This window comes from Micromonospora sp. WMMD730 (assembly GCF_049178955.1).
GTDB classification, from domain to species: Bacteria; Actinomycetota; Actinomycetes; order Mycobacteriales; family Micromonosporaceae; genus Micromonospora; species Micromonospora wenchangensis.
In genome coordinates this window covers 5,296,290-5,310,906 of the sequence record NZ_JBMHML010000002.1, presented here as the reverse complement: position 1 = coordinate 5,310,906, position 14,617 = coordinate 5,296,290, and the positions used below count along the sequence as shown (strand labels likewise).

Below are 14,617 nucleotides of genomic sequence, written 5' to 3'. Positions count from 1 at the left end.
CCGGGCGTCCCCGGGGGCCGGTGATCACCCTCACCCGAAGGCCACGTTTCCAGTGGGCTGGAACTGGAGCAATGGTTCCTTCGCGGGCCTCGTCAACTTTTTCGAGAGGTGGATCATGCCGCACAAGCCGTTCATACGGACCCTGCGCGCGCAGTGGCTCGGCCAACAACTCCGCGCACTCCGAGAAGAACGCGGAATGACCTTGAAACTCGTCTCGGAGCACCTGCAACGCGACATGTCGGCGCTCGGCCGTTACGAGCGGGCGGACTGGCCGATCCGCAAGGGTGACGTCGTCGCACTGCTCGACCTCTACGGTTTCCACCACGCCGCCGAGCGGGCCCGCCTGCTGGCGCTGGCCGAGGACGTGTGGCGTACCGACCGCTGGGACGAGGACTACGGCGACGTCGTCGACTCGTCCTTCATCGAGTACCCGTGGCTGGAGGGCCGTGCCGACAAGGTGTGCTGCTTTCACATGACCCTCGTGCCGGGGCTGCTCCAGACCCGGGCCTACGCCGAGGCGGTGATCCGGAACGCGGCGGAACCGGAGGCGTCCGAGTCGATGATCAACCGCTGGGTCGAGCTGCGGCTCTCGCGGCAGGAAGTGCTCGCCAGGGAACGTCCCCTCACGATTCATGCCGTCATCGACGAGTCCGTCGTGCGTCGCCGGGTCGGTGGTGTCCAGGTTCTTCGGGACCAGCTCGCGCACCTGATGGAACTCCAGGCCCTGCCGCACGTCCGCATCCAGATCATGCCGTTCTCGGTTGCCCTCCACCAGGGACTCGACGGCACGTTCTGGATCTTCCATCTTCCCGAGCCGTATCCTGCGGTTGCCTACGTCGAATCCCTCGGCGGTCGGCTCTACATGGAGTCACCAAAAGCCGAGCGCTTTCTCCATGCGTACGATCGTCTGTCGAAGTCCGCACTCAGCAAAGATGAGTCGACCGCCCTGATGGGCGTCATTGCAGAGGAGTTGGCATGAACGAGGCTTTGCCTGAGGTCGCCTGGCACATCAGCACCAAGAGCGACAGCAACGGCGGGAGTTGTGTGGAAGCGGGGCCGTTGCTCGACGGCTCGGGTCGGGTGGCCGTGCGACACAGCAAGGCCCGAGACGCGGCGACGATCGTCTACACGGCTGACGAGTGGGCGGCCTTCGTCGGCGGAGTCAAGGACGGCGAGTTCGACTTCACCGACGCCTGAGCCTGGTGCAAGTGGGGCGACCTTGCCGGCGTGTTCGACCAACCCACCGACCCCGGGTGGACAAAAGACCGGAGTCTCCTGGAGAACATCGTCACCGATCGGCAGGCCGAGGTGAGAACGGGGAGTTCAGGGGGTCCGCCGGGTGGTGGTGACTGGCTTGATGCCGTAGTCGGCGAGCCAGCTGAGCAGATCGTCACGGTGGGCGTGGACGAGCGAGCCGCCGGTGAACCGGACGTCGTCGGTCACCTCGGCGACCACCTGCGGGGGTGGGAGGAAGGCGTGTGCCGCCTCGTCGGTGGTGAATTCGGCCTCAGCGAGGACCAGACCGTGCAGCGGTGGGTCGAAGACGTCGATGCCTAGCGGTGGGACGCTCAGGCGTGTCTTGCCCAGGGTCGCGGCCGGCAGGCGGGCGAGCAGTTCGAATTCGGCTGGGGACAGGTACATGTTCGTGATCAGTCCCTGGACGTGACCCGGCCGCTGGGCGGGTACTTTCTGGGTGAGCTTCAACTCGCAGGCTCCGCTGGCAAGGCTCTCGTCCCGCCGTAGGCGAAGCCGGGTGCCATCCAGGTACCGGTCGGTGATGCGGCGGCCGGCGGTAACCGTGGCCGGCGGCGGTGGCCCGGCCAGCAGGAACCGTCTCTCCCGCTCGACCCGTGCGTACTTCCCGCCGCAGGCGGGCTCCTCTGGCATCGCGTCTTTCTGCGACGTCATGCCGCTGTCTCCCTGGGTGATTGCTTGCCTCGTCCTGCCACCGCAGGGCCCTGTCGGGGCCGCCGTTCATGCGGATACCGGTTCGGATGTGAGACGTTGTTTGCGGATGAGGTCCAGGAGGGCGATGTGGGTCTGGCTGTCGGCAGCCGCGACGAGTCCTCCGGCACCCGTGTGTAGCGGTTCGCCGTCGATTCCGGTGACGACGCAACCGGCTGCCTGGCACAGGGCGATTCCGGCGGTGAAGTGCACGCTGTCGCGTAGGTGGCCGTCCGTGACGTACGCGGCACGGCGTCCGGCGGCGACCCAGGCCACCGCCAGGGTGGTGGATACCACCCGGGGCCGGAACCGGTGGATGAAGTCGTCGTCGGCCAGCAGCCGGGCTGCCAGGAAGCTGTTCCTGTTCGGGAACGGCGGGTCGAGATTGACGTCGACCAGGTGGGACTCCGCCGACGGGACGAGTTGTGCGTCCGTCCCGCCGGTGCGCAGGTACGCGGCATCGCCGTCGGTCCAGAACACCTCGCCGGTGAACGGGTCCGCCGAGGCGGCCACGATGGTGGCGGTCCCGATCCGCAGGGCCACGTTGACCGAGACCAGCATGTTGCGTACGGCGAAGTTCAGTGTTCCGCACAGGGGATCGACCAGCCATGTGCGACCGTTGCCTGCCGGGCCGGTGCGTCCGCCCTCCTCGCCCAGCACGACGTCGTCCGGGCGCGCCGCGCGTAGGACATCGATGATGGCCTTCTCGGCATCGAGGTCGGCGATGGTGGCGAAATCGCCACCGACCTTGTCGAAACGTGCCAGGGCCGAACCGTAGTGGGAGCGTACGGTCGCGGCACCGGCCTGCGCCGCCTCGATGGCCAGGGCGTGGTCGCTGATCGACATGACTGAAGGGTAGTGTCGCCGAGCTGCGGGCGCGCACCGCGCGCCGGTAACGGTCGGTCAGGAACAGTGTCGGTTGCCCCGTGGTCACCCTCCGAGCGGCCTGATCCCGCACCTCAGAGGGCGTCGAAAACCGCCCCTACGGATTGCGCTCCCCTCGCTACGATGACGCCCTCGGCGTCGATAGCGACGCCGCCACGGGGGAGGGTACAAGTCCACATGAGACGCTTCAGGGCGGCCATACCGCTGACGATTCTTGCGGTTGTGGCAGCCATGGTGACCACCGGTTCTCCGGCCTCGGCCGCCGACTCGTTCGATGTGACGCTGAAGAGTTGGGCCTATCTCGACTCGCAGAACCCGGACGCGAAGGTCGTCGATGCGGCGGTGGCGCCGCCGGTCGGAACCTCCCGCGACGAGGCCGACCGGACGCACATCTACCGCTCCTACTTCACCTACGACCTGACCATGCTGAAGGGCACGGTCGTCCACAGCTCATACCTGTGGACGAACGAGAAGACGGTCGTCGACTGCTCCGTCCCGGCAACCATCGAGGTGTGGCGGACCCGCCCGGTCAAGAGCAACACCACCTGGCTGCGTCCGCCGGCCGAGATCGAGAAGCTGTTGACCGCCAAGCGGGGTGCCGGCGCTGCCTATTGCCCCGGCTACCTGGGCTTCGACATGGTTGCCACGCTCAACGCGGCGCTCAGCCGGGGTGAAAAGAGCATCACCCTGGAGTTCCGGGTCGCCGCCGATCAGGAAGGCGTCGGGTGGACCGGTCGTACCTTCGACAAGCCGGTGCTCAGTGTGACGGTGAACCACCCGCCCACGGTCACGGACCTCAAACTGAAGTACCCGGACCGGCCGTGCGGCACGCTGGCCAAGCCGTCGCCGGCAGCACGGAACACGGTCTTCTCAGCCACCCCCAGTGATGCGGACGAGGGCGACCACCCGACCGTGCTGTACGCGATCTGGCCGGTCGACCACCCCGACCAGCGTCGCGAATTCCACGACTACTACGGCACCGACCTGAGCCAGTACGCCGACGGTACGGTCCTCGCCTGGCAGGCGCAGGCCAGCGACTACTACGACCAGGGCCCATGGAGCAGGATCTGCTACCTGGTCATGGATCTGACCGCACCGGCCGATCCGCCGGAGGTGTCGTCGCGGACCTATCCCGAGGGTGACTCCCCGGGCGGTGGCACCGGCATCGAGGGAACGTTCCGTTTCGACGGGGCTGGCGACCGTGACGTGGTCGCGTTCACCTGGCGTGACTCCATGGGATATTCCGGCCAGGTTCCGGCCCGGCACCCGGGCGGCAGGGCGACCCTGAAGTACACCCCGAAGCTGCGGTTGATCACCGACCTCTATGTCGCGTCCGTCGACGCGGCGGGTAACCGGGGGCCCGAGAAGAACTACCGGTTCCGGGTCGCCGAGACGGCACCGCGCGTCGATGTCGTCGTGCAGGGCGTCGGCCTGCCGAGCACGATCACGTTCATCGCGTCGAAGCCCGAGACCACCGCGTTCGGGTACCAGCTCAAGGACGGCGCGGAGGTCCGTCTCCCGGCGGTCGACGGCAAGGCCACCGGCCCTGTCACGTTCACCACCACCGGCCTGATCGAGGTGGCTGTCCGGAGCTACGCCAACAACAAGCTGATCGGGCAGGAGACCCTGCAGGTCTGGGTCACCGATGCTCCCGGCGTCGAGTCGGCGGAGTTCAACCTGGACACCGACCAGGTCGCGGGCAAGGTCGGCTCGTTCCGGTTCACCCCGCACAGCAACGATGTCGTCGCCTACGAGTACAACCTCGACGACGAGTGGAAGACCGTTCCGGCAGCCGACGACGACACCGCCGTACTGCCGTGGACGGCGACGCCGGGCTGGCACTCGATGGTCGTCCGGTCGGTGCGGGCGGACGGTTCCACGTCGATGGAAGCGGACTATCAGTTCAACATCATCGACAACCGCCCGACCGCCTACGCCAACGAGTTGAGCATCTGGCCGCGCCGGGACGGCGTCGGCGTGCCGCTGAGCGTCGAGTTGCAGAGTCGACTGCCGAACCTGACCGGATTCGTCTACCGGTTCGACGGCGGCGCCGAGCAGACCGTGCCCACCGGGGGCGATCCGTACGCTCTCATCACGGTCACGCCGACGCACGCCGGCGACAACACCGTGGTCGTTCAGGCGCTGCTGTCGGACGGTTCGCGCTCGCCCGCCACCACCTACACGTTCGGCATCTGGTCCGGCCCCGTGGTCACGCAGACGCCGGAGGGCGACGGCACCGTCGGTCGGACCGTGACGTTCACTTTCCATCCGGGACTGCCGGACGTCGCCTCCTACCGCTACTCGTTCAACAGCGCCGACGAGGAGACCATCCAGGCCGGTCCCGACGGCACCGCGACGGTCACGTACACGCCGGGCTCGTGGGGCTACAACGACGTGCGGGTCACGAGCGTCGGCGCGGACGGCACCGAATCGGACCTGCGGATCGCGCCGTTCAGCGTTCGGGACAACAAGGTCGCCGTTTACAGCACCTACGACTGGTCACGTGTGGGGATCGGCTGGACCGGATACTTCTATTTCAGCACCCAACTGTTCGGCGAGGTGACCGAGTACCACTATCGGGTCAACGACGGTCCGGAGCAGATCCTGCCGGCGAGCGCCGACGGTACGGCGACACGGGTCGCGGTGCCGTTCGAACGCAACGGTACGAACACGCTGCACGTGCGGAGCTCGACGGCGGGCGGTGAACTCTCGCCCGTGACGGACTACGACTTCACGGTCGGCGATGCGCCCTACGTCGTGAGCGCCCAGTATCCGAGCGGTACCTGGTCTGGCGGTGCCGGTGTTCCCGGCACCTTCGAGTTCAGCGGCGGCACTGCGGGAATCGTGTCCTTCTCCTGGCAGATCGACGACGGCCCGTCGACGGACGTGCCGGCTGACAGCCAAGGGTGGGCGTCGATCACCTACACGCCCGCGCAGAACTTCGAGACGCACACCCTGTCGGTGACCGGCCACAAGGCGGACGGCACGGACACCGACACCACCCGCTACAACATCTACGTCTCCAACGGCACCTGACGCCGTACGAGGACAGATCTCGCAGGTGTGGGCGACGGCAACCTCTGATCCCCGGTGACGTGGGGCCCACCGCCGCAACGGTGGTGGGCCCCGCAGCCTCCATGGAAACAGCCTTCCGACGTCATCCTGTCCCGGTCTGGTGGAGGGCCCGACTCGCCTCGATGTGGGGGACGTGTTCGATGGCCCAGCCGGCGAGGGCCAGCGCGGGCGGGATGAGGCTCTTGCCGGTGGGGGTCAGCGCGTACTCCACCCGGGGCGGGACCTCCGCGTACGCCGTGCGGGACACCAGGCCGTCGTGCTCCAGGTGGCGCAGGGTGAGCGTCAACATGCGCTGGGAGATGCCGGGGATCTGCTGGTGCAGCTCGGTGAAGCGCAGTGCGCCCGCGTCGAGGGTCGCCACGATCAGCAACGTCCATTTGTTGCAGATCCGGTCCAGGATCGCCCGGATCGTCCGGCCGCCGTCGCCTCGGATCATGCAGGTGTGTTCGTACTGCGACATGACCACCCCCTGTGCCTTACGCACACCCGTGTGCCTTTTGTAAGCCCTCCGATACTGACACATGATGTGGCTAGTTCCTTCTCGTAACCATCGTGTTCACAGTTGGAGGCCCGTCATGACACTCGCCTACTGGATCGTCGCCGCCCTGCTGGCCGTCTTCTACCTCTACGCCGGGGGCAAGAAGGTCGCCCAGAGCCGGGAGCAGCTCCGGCCGATGATGGGCTGGGTCGACCGCGTACCCATGCCGTTGGTCCGGACCATCGGGGTGCTGGAGGTTCTCGGCGCGGCCGGCCTGGTCCTGCCGCCGCTGACCGGGATCGCACCCTGGCTCGCGGTCGCGGCGGCCGCCGGGTTCGTCCTGATCCAGGTCGGCGGCATCGCGGTGCACCTGTCCCGGGGTGAGACCCGCCAGATCGGGCTCAACATCGGTCTGCTGGTGACCGCCGCCGTCGCGATCTGGCTGGCCACCACCTGGGTCTGAGCCGCACGAGGGTCGTCCGGCCCGCCGACGCACCGCCCACACCGGGCAGAATGCCGGGATGGCAATCGACAGGTCCGGAAGACTGTGGCGCGGGGAGAACGTCGACGACCTCGCCGACTACCTCCGTTACTTCGCGGCCGGCGGCTACCCGGTCGCCACGGTGGTGGAGTCCCGGTGTGCCGGGTGCGACGGCCGTGCCTTCCGCGTCGACATCGACGAGGAGGAGGCGACCCGGCGGACCTGCCTCGCCTGCGGCGCGGTCGCCTTCATCGGCGACAGCGCCGACTACTGGGACGAGACCGGTCACGAGTCCTGCTCCTGCCCCTGCGGGGGTGAGCAGTTCGCCGTCGCGGTCGGCTACGCGCTCGGTGCCGACGGCGAGGTGCGCTGGATCAGCGTCGGCCTGCGGTGCCTCGACGACGGCACGCTCGGCGTCTACGCCGACACGAAGATCGACTACCTGCCGTCACGCCACCTCCTCGATCAGGCGTGAGGCGGGCGGCCGGTCGAGGGCGCGGAGCAGCGCCGGTAGGCCGCCGTGCACGAGGGGGAGGCCGCCCAGCTCGCTGAGCCCGACCCAGGCGAGGTCGTCATGCTCGTCGGGCGCGCGGTTGGTGGGGGAGCCGAGCCAGGCTCCGACGTGCCACACACCCACGCGTACGGCGTCCTCGCCGCTGCCGGACCGCAGCTCGCCCAGCCGGGAGCAGGACTCCGCAACGATCTCGACGCCGACCTCTTCGCACAGCTCACGGGCGAGGGCCTGGCGTTCGGACTCGCCCGCGTCGACGTGACCCCCGGGCAGATCCCACAGATCCGGGTACGCCAGGCGGGCCGGACTGCGGTGCACCAGCAGGACCGCGTCATTCACCACGAGCGCTCCGCAGACGACTATGTGCATGCCGGGATCCGACCACACGGGTGGGACAACTCCTGGCCCTCGCAGCCGGTCGGGGTGGCGTAGTCGGATCGAGGGCGGTCAGCGGGTCCGAACCGTCCAGGCGGGCTGCTGCGGCTCGTCGTTGTGCACGACGATGTCAGCGTGATCGGTCGGACGGACCGTGGTGAAGTAGAACTCCTGGGAAGGTAGGTAACGCTCGCGCCAGCGCCGTTCGACCTCGGCCCGGGAGGATGCCCGGCGCTCGCGGACGACGGCACGCTCCACGGTCTTTTCCGGCGTGGCCGACACGAAGACGCGTAGCTCCCACCGATCAATCAGTTCCGGGCGCATGAGGAAGACGCCGTCGAAAACCAGCACGGCGTCGGTGGCGGCAGTCGTCACCCACGGGGACAGTGCGGTGTCGGTGGTGCCGTCGTAGACGGCGGGTCGGAAGCGCCGGTCTCCACCCGGACCGAGCGGATCGAGCAGAACCCGGTTCAGCGCCTCGCGGTCGTGGGCGTCGAAGTAGCAGCCTTCGGCCGAGTACTCGCCGCGTGGGTAGCGCTGTGCCCGAGGGAAGAGGAAGTCGTCGATCGTGGCGCGGATGACATCGCGGCCACGTTCGCGCAGGACGACTGCCAGTTCGTCGGCGAGCATGGTTTTGCCGGCGGCGGGCGGCCCGTCCACGGCAACCCGCGTCGGGTGCTTGACGGCGATGGTCCCGACCGCATCAGCCAGACGGCCGAGCAACTCGTCGCGGGTGCCCTGGTCCATATCCCCGCCCTGTCCCCACCGCTCGGCGTGGAACCCGATGACCGTTCCCGGTGCCAGCCCAGCCCATCGCCGACAAGCTGACTGGCGCACCTTGTGACTTTATCGTCGTGAATGCCGGGTCGTGGTCGGGCCCGGTCGGACGAAATTCGGTGTCGTCGGCGTCGTGACGCCCGGTATACCGGGCAGATGCGTGAAGAGGTGCTTCCCGGCGGTAACACCACGGGTGCCGTGTTGATCGATGGTGTCGTACACAAGCGGGCGTCGCGGTGGACGACCACCGTGCACGCGGTGCTGCGGCATCTGGAGGATGCCGGGTTCGACGCCGCCCCCCGCGTCCTCGGCTTCGACGACCGGGGCCGCGAGATGCTCAGCTATCTGCCGGGGGAGACGATCGGCGGCCGGGATCCCTGGCCCGACTGGGCGAGGGCCGACGCGATGCTGGTCCAGGTCGGCCGGTGGCTGCGCCGGGTCCACGACCTGACCGCCGACTTCACCCCGCCGCCGGACGAGTGCTGGTTCGTCGGCCGCACGATGGGCGCCGGGCTGGTCGTCGGGCACCAGGACGCCTCCCCCTACAACGCGGTGGTGGACGGTGACCGGCTGGTCGGGTTCTGCGACTGGGACACCGCCGGCCCGTCGTCGCGGGAGTGGGACCTGGCGTTCTCCGCGTTGACCTGGGTGCCGCTGGCCTCACCGCGCGACGGCAGCCCGTTGACCGACGACGACCTGCGCGAGCGGGCCCGCCGGCTGCGCCTGCTGCTCGACGCGTACGGCTATGAGGGTGACCGGGGTGGGTTCGCCGCCGCGGTGCCGCAGCGGGCCCGGCGGCAGGCGGAGGTGATCCGTCACCTGGCCGACGCCGGGGACGCTGCGGCGACCGCTCTGCTGCCCATCGCGGCACTGCTCGAACGGTCCGCGACCGACGTCGAAGCCCTTCCGGCGACCTTCTGGACGCGTTGACCGCTCTCGGGGGCGGGTGGGGTTGGCAGGATTGCAGCCGTCGGGGAGGGTGCACGCAAGACCAGTCAGCGGAAAGTCGGTTACAACGGCATGTGGGCCGAACCCGAAGCGGACCCCAGGTCCGGCGTCAGCCCCGTGGGCGCCCGTGGGGATCACCCGCAGCGACACTGGTGATCTCAGTGGTGGCGGAGCTGCGGTTACCGTGGTGAGAGGCGCGACGGGGAGGACCGGTGTGGCCGAGGGTTGCCTGGTGACGGTGTGCCGGGACTGTTGCTGCGGCAGCCGGACCAAGCATCCGACGGTCGATCACGACGCGCAGCTCGACGGTCTACGAGAGGCTCTGGAGCCGGATCATCGGGTGCGGACCAGTCTTTGCCTGGACGTGTGCGCGCAGTCCAACGTGATGGTGGTGCAGCCCAGTGCGGCCGCGCGGCGTCACGGTGCGCGGCCGGTCTGGTTCGGGCTTGTCGCCGACGACGCCGTGGTGGCTGATCTGGTCGCCTGGGTTCGGGCCGGTGGTCCGGGTGTGGCGGCGTTGCCGGCCGTGCTGGAGTTGTCGGTGATCACGTCGCCGGTGCTCACCGGTCGGTGAGGGCGGGCGGGGTCGGCGTAGCCGGCACAGCTGGTCCCCGGGGGCGGGCGGCGGCTGCGGCGACGGTGGCCAGCTCTTCACCGGAGAAGCCGGCGCGGCTCAGCACCGCCAGGGACTTGTTCGTCGCCAGTGTGCACAGCGCGAGTTCGGACGCCTCCCGCTCACCGGCCCCCGCCGTCAGCAACGCCTGCTCCAGCATCGCCCGCAGGCCGTCGATCACGGCGCGGACCATCGCCCGGCCCTCCTCGTCGAGGGCCGGGAACTGTGTGGCCGACACGGTGACCAGGCAACCGTCCGGCACCGTCGGGTCGGCGATGCGGTTCAGGGTGACCCGCAGGAAGGCGGCCACCACGGCGCCCGGGTCCGGGTGAGGGCCGCGCAGTGCCTGGTCGTACAGCGGGTGGTAAGTCTGCGTGTAGAGCTGGAGGCTGCTGCGGAACAGGGCGCTCTTGTCGCCGAAGGTGCCGTAGAGCGAGCTGCGGCCCAGGCCGGTGCCCTCGGTGAGGCGGTCGATGGAGGCCTCCGAGTAGCCCCAGCGCCAGAAGACGTGCATCGCACGTCGTAACGCCTCGTCCACGTCGAACTGCTTGCGGCCCGCCATAATCGTCAGCATACCCATCTTGTATCGATCGTTCCAAGATGAGTATGGTCGCCGGCATGACAACCTTGGATGCGCTGCGGCTGCCCGACGGCTTCACCGACGTCTTCTCCAGCCGGCTCGTCGAGCTGGACGGGCTGCGGCTGCACGCCGTCACCGGCGGGGACGGCCCACCGCTGCTACTGGTCGGCGGGTGGCCGCAGACCTGGTACGCCTGGCGTGAGGTGATGCCCGCCCTCGCCCGTACGCACACCGTCGTCGCCGTCGACCAGCGCGGGACCGGCCTCTCCGACAAGCCCGACGACGGGTACGACGCCGGCACGCTGGCCGCCGACCTCGTCGCCCTGATGGCCGCCCTCGGACACGACCGGTTCGACGTGGTCGGCCACGACATCGGCATGTGGACCGGCTACGCCCTCGCCGCCGACCACCCCGGGCGGGTGGGCCGGCTCGCCGTCGTCGACGCGATCATCCCCGGCCTCACGCCGACCCCGCCGTTCTTCAGCCCGGCCGAGGTCAGCCAGCGGTTCTGGCACTTCGGCTTCAACCGGCTCGACGATCTCAGCGAGGCGCTGGTCCGGGGCCGGGAGCGGCTGTTCTTCGGCTACCAGTTCGCCACGAAGGCCGCCACCCCGACCACCATCCCCGCGTACGCCGTCTACGTCTACGTCGACGCGATCGTCGCGGACCCGCGCGGGCTGCGGGCCAGCTTCGGCTACTACCGGGCGCTGGACGAGACGATCGCGCAGAACGAACAGCGGGCGAAGACCCGGCTGACGCTGCCGGTGCTCGCCATCGGCGGCGCGCTCTACAGTGGCGCGCTTGTCGCCCGGACGATGCGCCTGGCCGCCGACGACGTCACCGAGGCGGTCATCGACGACTGCGGCCACTACGCCGCCGAGGAGCAGCCGGCGCGGTTCACCGAGATCCTGACGGGCTTCCTCGGAGGCGGGTCGACGCCGGCCGTGTCGCAGGGCTGAGTCCGGCCCACCGGCCTGTCCGCCGGCTGGTCAGGGGCGGGCCCGCTGCGAGGTGACCGGGGTGGTGAAGAAGTCGGCGAGCGCGTCGACCAGGTGCTGCGGGGCCCGGTTGAGCGCGTCGTGACCGGCGCGCGGCACCACCAGCGTGCGGGCGTGCGGCAGCGCCCCGGCCAGCGCCTCGGTGATCGGCCGGTAGTAGGGCGGGCCGCTACCGCCGCAGGCCAGCAGCACCTCGGCGGTGATGCCGGCCCACCGCTGCGGCGGGCTGTCGTGGTGCTGGATCAGCGCGCTCTCGTCGAGGGTGGTCGGCAGCAGTTCGCCCATGCCGCGCCCGATCGGCGTACGCAGGAACAGCCGGCAGATGGCCACCTGGACGGCCAGTGGCAGGCGCGACGTGGCCGACTGGGTGTTGAGGCCGGCCCCGGTGATCGCCATGGCGCGGGCGATGTCGCCCGCATGTGCCGCCGCGCGGGCGGCGGGCACCCAGTCGAGCGGGAACAGGCCGTTGACCTGCACCGCCGGGTCGTAGAGGGCGAGCCGGTCGATCGGCAACCCCCGGGCGGTGGCGCGCAGGGCCACGAAGCCGCCGCCGCTGTGGCCGAGCACGTTGCCGACCCCGGTGGCGGTCAGCAGCGCGGCGAGGTCGTCGACGTCCTGCTCGCCGTCGTAGGGCTCGGCGCGGGCCGCCGCATCGTCCCGCCCGCGACGGTTGTAGAGGTGCACGGTGAACCGGTCGGCCAGCCGCAGGGCCAACCGGCGGTAGATGCCGATGGTGACGCCGCCGCCGTGCACCACGACGATGCCCGGCCCGCTGCCGGTGGAGTGGAGCACGATCTCGGCGTCGTCGGCCGCCGGTACCCGCTGCACGGTCCAGTGCTGTTCCATCTCGTCCTCCCCGACATCGAAACCGCGAACGGCGTTTGCAGTTTTAGAGTGTAGCGGTGACCTCACCCGACGAGCCAGCGCGTCCGCCGATCTGGTCCCGGCCCGCAAGGGGGCAGCGCGGTCCCGCGCCCTCGCACTCCCGGGACGAGATCGTGGCCGCCGCGATCGCGACGGCCGACGCCGACGGCATCGGCGCGGTCTCCATGCGGGCGGTCGCCGCCGCGCTGCACACCGGCGCCGGCTCGCTCTACCGCTACCTGTCCTCCCGCGACGACCTGCTCGACCTGATGGTCGACCGGGCCGCGGGGGAGCTGCGCCCCTACCCGGAAGCCGGCGACGACTGGCTCGACACCATGCTGCGCCTCGCCCGGCGGCAACTCGACCTCTACCGCCGGCACCCCTGGCTGGTGGAGATCCTGCCCCGGCCGACCGCCCCCGGCCCGCAGAGCCTGGCCTGGTTCGACCACTGCCTGGCCGTCCTGCGGCCGGTCCCGGCCGCGACCACCACCAAGTTCGAGGCGATCGCCATGATGACCGGGGTGACGTCGCTGTTCGCCCGGCAGGAGACCGCCGCGCCGCCGGTCGGCTTCGCCGGCACCGACCTGGCGGCCTACCCGAACCTGGTCGCCGCCATGACCGACCCGTCACCGTCCGCGCCCCGCGACCTCTTCGAAGCGACGGTACGCGGCGTCCTGCGCGGACTGCTCGTCGACGACGCCGGATAGGCCCGGACGCGCCTGATGGCGGCCCGACACCACAACCCTGCGCCCGCCCGGTCACGGGACTACGGTCCATGGGTGACCCCTGCGCAGGTGAAGACGCCGTCCGGGTCGCACCGACCCGGCCGGGTGGCGGGTCGGCCGTCCATGGCCGCGCTGGTGCTGTTGACCGGGGTGGGGCCGTTCGCCACCGACGCGTACATCGCGGCCCTGCCCGAACTGCGGCGCTCCCTGGACACCAGCGCCACCATGGCGCAGCTGACCCTGACCGCGTTCATCATCGGTGTGGCCGCCGGTCAGCTCCTGCTCGGCCCGGTCAGCGACAGCCGGGGCCGGCGCGGCATCGTCCTGGTGAGCACCGTGAGTTTCGCCCTGCTGTCGCTGCTCTGCGCCGCCGCCCCGACCGCCGGGGTGCTGGTGCTCGCCCGGCTCGGGCAGGGGATCGCGGCCGGCACCGGGGTGGCGCTCGGCCGGGCGATGGTGACCGACGCGTGGCAGGGCGGCCAGGCCGCCGCCCGGTTCGGCAGCATCGCCTCGGTGACGTTTCTCGGCCCGGTGCTGGCACCGGCGGTCGGCGGGGTGATCCTCGACCACGGCACCTGGCGTACCGTCTTCCTCGCCCTCACCGGGCTGGGGGCGGCGATGGCGGTGGCCGCGCTGGTCGGCCTGCCGGAGACGCTGCCCACGCACCGCCGGCACGACGGCGGCCCACGTGCGGCGCTGGCCCGGATGGCCGGGCTGCTGCGCGACCGGACGGTGCTCACCAACCTGATCGTGCTCTGCCTGGCCATCGCCGGGTTCTTCACCTACATCGGCGGCTCGGCGTTCGTCTTCCAGACCGCCTATCGGGTGGACGAGTCCCGCTACACCCTCATCTTCGCCACCAACGCCGCCGGCATGGCCGCCGCCGGGCTGCTGTTCCGGGTGCTGGTCAGGCGGCTCGGCGCCGGCCGGCTCCGGGCCGCCGGGCTCGCCGCGTCCACGGTGGCCACCCTCGTGCTGCTGGTCGTCGCCCTGGTCGACCGGCGGGCCGGGGGGCCGCTGGCCGTGCCGTGGACGCTGCTCGCCGTGGTGGTCGCCGGCATGGGCCTGACCCTGCCGGCCAGCACCGCGCTGGCCCAGGAGGCCGGCCGGCGTTCCGCCGGCACCACCGCGGCGCTCCAGGGTGGTCTGGGTTTCCTCGCCGGCGCGCTGGTCACGCCACTCACCGGTCTCCTCGGGTACGCCACCCTGCTGCCCATGGCCTCGGCCATGGCGGTCTTCTTCGTGGCGGCCTGCGTGGTGCTGGTGCTGCTGACCCGCCCCGGTGCGTCCTTTCAGGCACTTCACAGTCCTGGCGGTTAGGGTGCGCCGGGTAACCGTGCGTGCTCCACGGTGGAGTGCGCCG

Annotated in this window: 17 protein-coding genes; 10 read left to right on the top strand and 7 right to left on the bottom strand. The window is 70.2% G+C overall.

From position 1 onward, the window contains the following. Positions 1-115: 115 nt before the first annotated feature. Both ACN265_RS22455 and ACN265_RS22450 read left to right on the top strand, forming a co-directional pair. Positions 116-979 carry a helix-turn-helix domain-containing protein gene (locus ACN265_RS22455; protein WP_421411588.1) on the top strand — a complete coding sequence of 288 codons (864 nt, stop codon included), beginning with the start codon at positions 116-118 and terminating at the stop codon, positions 977-979. Beyond that, on the top strand, positions 976-1,197 hold the full coding sequence (locus tag ACN265_RS22450) for a DUF397 domain-containing protein (RefSeq protein ID WP_421409321.1): 222 nt from the start codon (positions 976-978) through the stop codon (positions 1,195-1,197). The genes ACN265_RS22455 and ACN265_RS22450 overlap by 4 nt, the downstream gene beginning before the upstream one ends. A 126-nt stretch (positions 1,198-1,323) precedes the next feature. Here ACN265_RS22450 and ACN265_RS22445 read toward each other — a convergent pair whose 3' ends face one another. Next, positions 1,324-1,908 carry a hypothetical protein gene (locus tag ACN265_RS22445; RefSeq protein ID WP_421409319.1) on the bottom strand — a complete coding sequence of 195 codons (585 nt, stop codon included), beginning with the start codon at positions 1,906-1,908 and terminating at the stop codon, positions 1,324-1,326. A 66-nt stretch (positions 1,909-1,974) separates the two neighbouring features. Beyond that, positions 1,975-2,790: an inositol monophosphatase family protein gene (locus ACN265_RS22440; RefSeq protein WP_421409317.1), complete on the bottom strand. Its 816-nt coding sequence runs from the start codon at positions 2,788-2,790 to the stop codon at positions 1,975-1,977. 12 nt (positions 2,791-2,802) lie between these two features. On the opposite strand from ACN265_RS22440, the gene ACN265_RS22435 reads away from it, so the two are divergent. Next, positions 2,803-5,865 (top strand): hypothetical protein, encoded by a 3,063-nt coding sequence (locus ACN265_RS22435; RefSeq protein WP_421409316.1) that lies wholly within the window; start codon positions 2,803-2,805, stop codon positions 5,863-5,865. Between the two features lie 121 nt (positions 5,866-5,986). On the opposite strand, the gene ACN265_RS22430 is transcribed toward ACN265_RS22435, so the two are convergent. Next, the gene (locus ACN265_RS22430) at positions 5,987-6,364 is read right to left on the bottom strand and encodes a winged helix-turn-helix transcriptional regulator (protein WP_363657052.1); all 378 of its coding nucleotides are present in this window, start codon (positions 6,362-6,364) and stop codon (positions 5,987-5,989) included. Positions 6,365-6,479: 115 nt separating this feature from the next. Here ACN265_RS22430 and ACN265_RS22425 point away from each other — a divergent pair, with 115 nt between their 5' ends. Together ACN265_RS22425 and ACN265_RS22420 are read left to right on the top strand one after the other, a co-directional pair. Continuing rightward, a complete protein-coding gene (locus ACN265_RS22425; protein ID WP_421409314.1) occupies positions 6,480-6,845 on the top strand; it encodes a DoxX family protein in 366 nt (121 codons plus the stop codon). A gap of 58 nt (positions 6,846-6,903) precedes the next feature. Next, complete coding sequence (locus tag ACN265_RS22420) at positions 6,904-7,338, top strand: hypothetical protein (protein WP_421409312.1); 435 nt, start codon at positions 6,904-6,906, stop codon at positions 7,336-7,338. On the opposite strand, the gene ACN265_RS22415 is transcribed toward ACN265_RS22420, so the two are convergent. Next, positions 7,312-7,743, bottom strand: coding sequence for an NUDIX domain-containing protein (locus ACN265_RS22415; RefSeq protein WP_421409311.1), 432 nt, complete (start codon positions 7,741-7,743; stop codon positions 7,312-7,314). The genes ACN265_RS22420 and ACN265_RS22415 overlap by 27 nt on opposite strands. Before the next feature lie 78 nt (positions 7,744-7,821). Beyond that, complete coding sequence (locus ACN265_RS22410) at positions 7,822-8,496, bottom strand: uridylate kinase (RefSeq protein ID WP_421409309.1); 675 nt, start codon at positions 8,494-8,496, stop codon at positions 7,822-7,824. A 186-nt stretch (positions 8,497-8,682) separates the two neighbouring features. Between ACN265_RS22410 and ACN265_RS22405 the strand changes: the two genes are divergently transcribed. After that, positions 8,683-9,456 (top strand): phosphotransferase, encoded by a 774-nt coding sequence (locus ACN265_RS22405; RefSeq protein ID WP_421409308.1) that lies wholly within the window; start codon positions 8,683-8,685, stop codon positions 9,454-9,456. Positions 9,457-9,706: 250 nt separating this feature from the next. Next, a complete protein-coding gene (locus tag ACN265_RS22400) occupies positions 9,707-10,048 on the top strand; it encodes a hypothetical protein (RefSeq protein WP_421411586.1) in 342 nt (113 codons plus the stop codon). On the opposite strand, the gene ACN265_RS22395 is transcribed toward ACN265_RS22400, so the two are convergent. Then, entirely contained in the window at positions 10,035-10,649 is a 615-nt protein-coding gene (locus ACN265_RS22395) for a TetR/AcrR family transcriptional regulator (protein WP_421409306.1), read from the bottom strand. The genes ACN265_RS22400 and ACN265_RS22395 overlap by 14 nt on opposite strands. A gap of 56 nt (positions 10,650-10,705) precedes the next feature. Between ACN265_RS22395 and ACN265_RS22390 the strand changes: the two genes are divergently transcribed. Beyond that, entirely contained in the window at positions 10,706-11,626 is a 921-nt protein-coding gene (locus ACN265_RS22390; protein WP_421409304.1) for an alpha/beta fold hydrolase, read from the top strand. Between the two features lie 30 nt (positions 11,627-11,656). On the opposite strand, the gene ACN265_RS22385 is transcribed toward ACN265_RS22390, so the two are convergent. After that, positions 11,657-12,511: an alpha/beta fold hydrolase gene (locus ACN265_RS22385; RefSeq protein ID WP_421409302.1), complete on the bottom strand. Its 855-nt coding sequence runs from the start codon at positions 12,509-12,511 to the stop codon at positions 11,657-11,659. A gap of 56 nt (positions 12,512-12,567) precedes the next feature. Between ACN265_RS22385 and ACN265_RS22380 the strand changes: the two genes are divergently transcribed. Further along, the gene (locus tag ACN265_RS22380) at positions 12,568-13,236 is read left to right on the top strand and encodes a TetR/AcrR family transcriptional regulator (protein ID WP_420118667.1); all 669 of its coding nucleotides are present in this window, start codon (positions 12,568-12,570) and stop codon (positions 13,234-13,236) included. A 72-nt stretch (positions 13,237-13,308) separates the two neighbouring features. Then, entirely contained in the window at positions 13,309-14,574 is a 1,266-nt protein-coding gene (locus ACN265_RS22375) for a Bcr/CflA family efflux MFS transporter (RefSeq protein ID WP_204924086.1), read from the top strand. The last annotated feature ends 43 nt before the right edge of the window (positions 14,575-14,617 follow it).

What these genes read in the sequence shown, in the direction of transcription:
- ACN265_RS22455 (WP_421411588.1), top strand. Translation starts at nt 116, where the DNA reads ATGCCGCACAAGCCGTTCATACGGACCCTGCGCGCGCAGTGGCTCGGC.
- ACN265_RS22450 (WP_421409321.1), top strand. Translation starts at nt 976, where the DNA reads ATGAACGAGGCTTTGCCTGAGGTCGCCTGGCACATCAGCACCAAGAGC.
- ACN265_RS22445 (WP_421409319.1), bottom strand. Translation starts at nt 1,908, where the DNA reads ATGACGTCGCAGAAAGACGCGATGCCAGAGGAGCCCGCCTGCGGCGGG.
- ACN265_RS22440 (WP_421409317.1), bottom strand. Translation starts at nt 2,790, where the DNA reads ATGTCGATCAGCGACCACGCCCTGGCCATCGAGGCGGCGCAGGCCGGT.
- ACN265_RS22430 (WP_363657052.1), bottom strand. Translation starts at nt 6,364, where the DNA reads ATGTCGCAGTACGAACACACCTGCATGATCCGAGGCGACGGCGGCCGG.
- ACN265_RS22425 (WP_421409314.1), top strand. Translation starts at nt 6,480, where the DNA reads ATGACACTCGCCTACTGGATCGTCGCCGCCCTGCTGGCCGTCTTCTAC.
- ACN265_RS22420 (WP_421409312.1), top strand. Translation starts at nt 6,904, where the DNA reads ATGGCAATCGACAGGTCCGGAAGACTGTGGCGCGGGGAGAACGTCGAC.
- ACN265_RS22415 (WP_421409311.1), bottom strand. Translation starts at nt 7,743, where the DNA reads ATGCACATAGTCGTCTGCGGAGCGCTCGTGGTGAATGACGCGGTCCTG.
- ACN265_RS22410 (WP_421409309.1), bottom strand. Translation starts at nt 8,496, where the DNA reads ATGGACCAGGGCACCCGCGACGAGTTGCTCGGCCGTCTGGCTGATGCG.
- ACN265_RS22405 (WP_421409308.1), top strand. Translation starts at nt 8,683, where the DNA reads ATGCGTGAAGAGGTGCTTCCCGGCGGTAACACCACGGGTGCCGTGTTG.
- ACN265_RS22395 (WP_421409306.1), bottom strand. Translation starts at nt 10,649, where the DNA reads ATGGCGGGCCGCAAGCAGTTCGACGTGGACGAGGCGTTACGACGTGCG.
- ACN265_RS22390 (WP_421409304.1), top strand. Translation starts at nt 10,706, where the DNA reads ATGACAACCTTGGATGCGCTGCGGCTGCCCGACGGCTTCACCGACGTC.
- ACN265_RS22385 (WP_421409302.1), bottom strand. Translation starts at nt 12,511, where the DNA reads ATGGAACAGCACTGGACCGTGCAGCGGGTACCGGCGGCCGACGACGCC.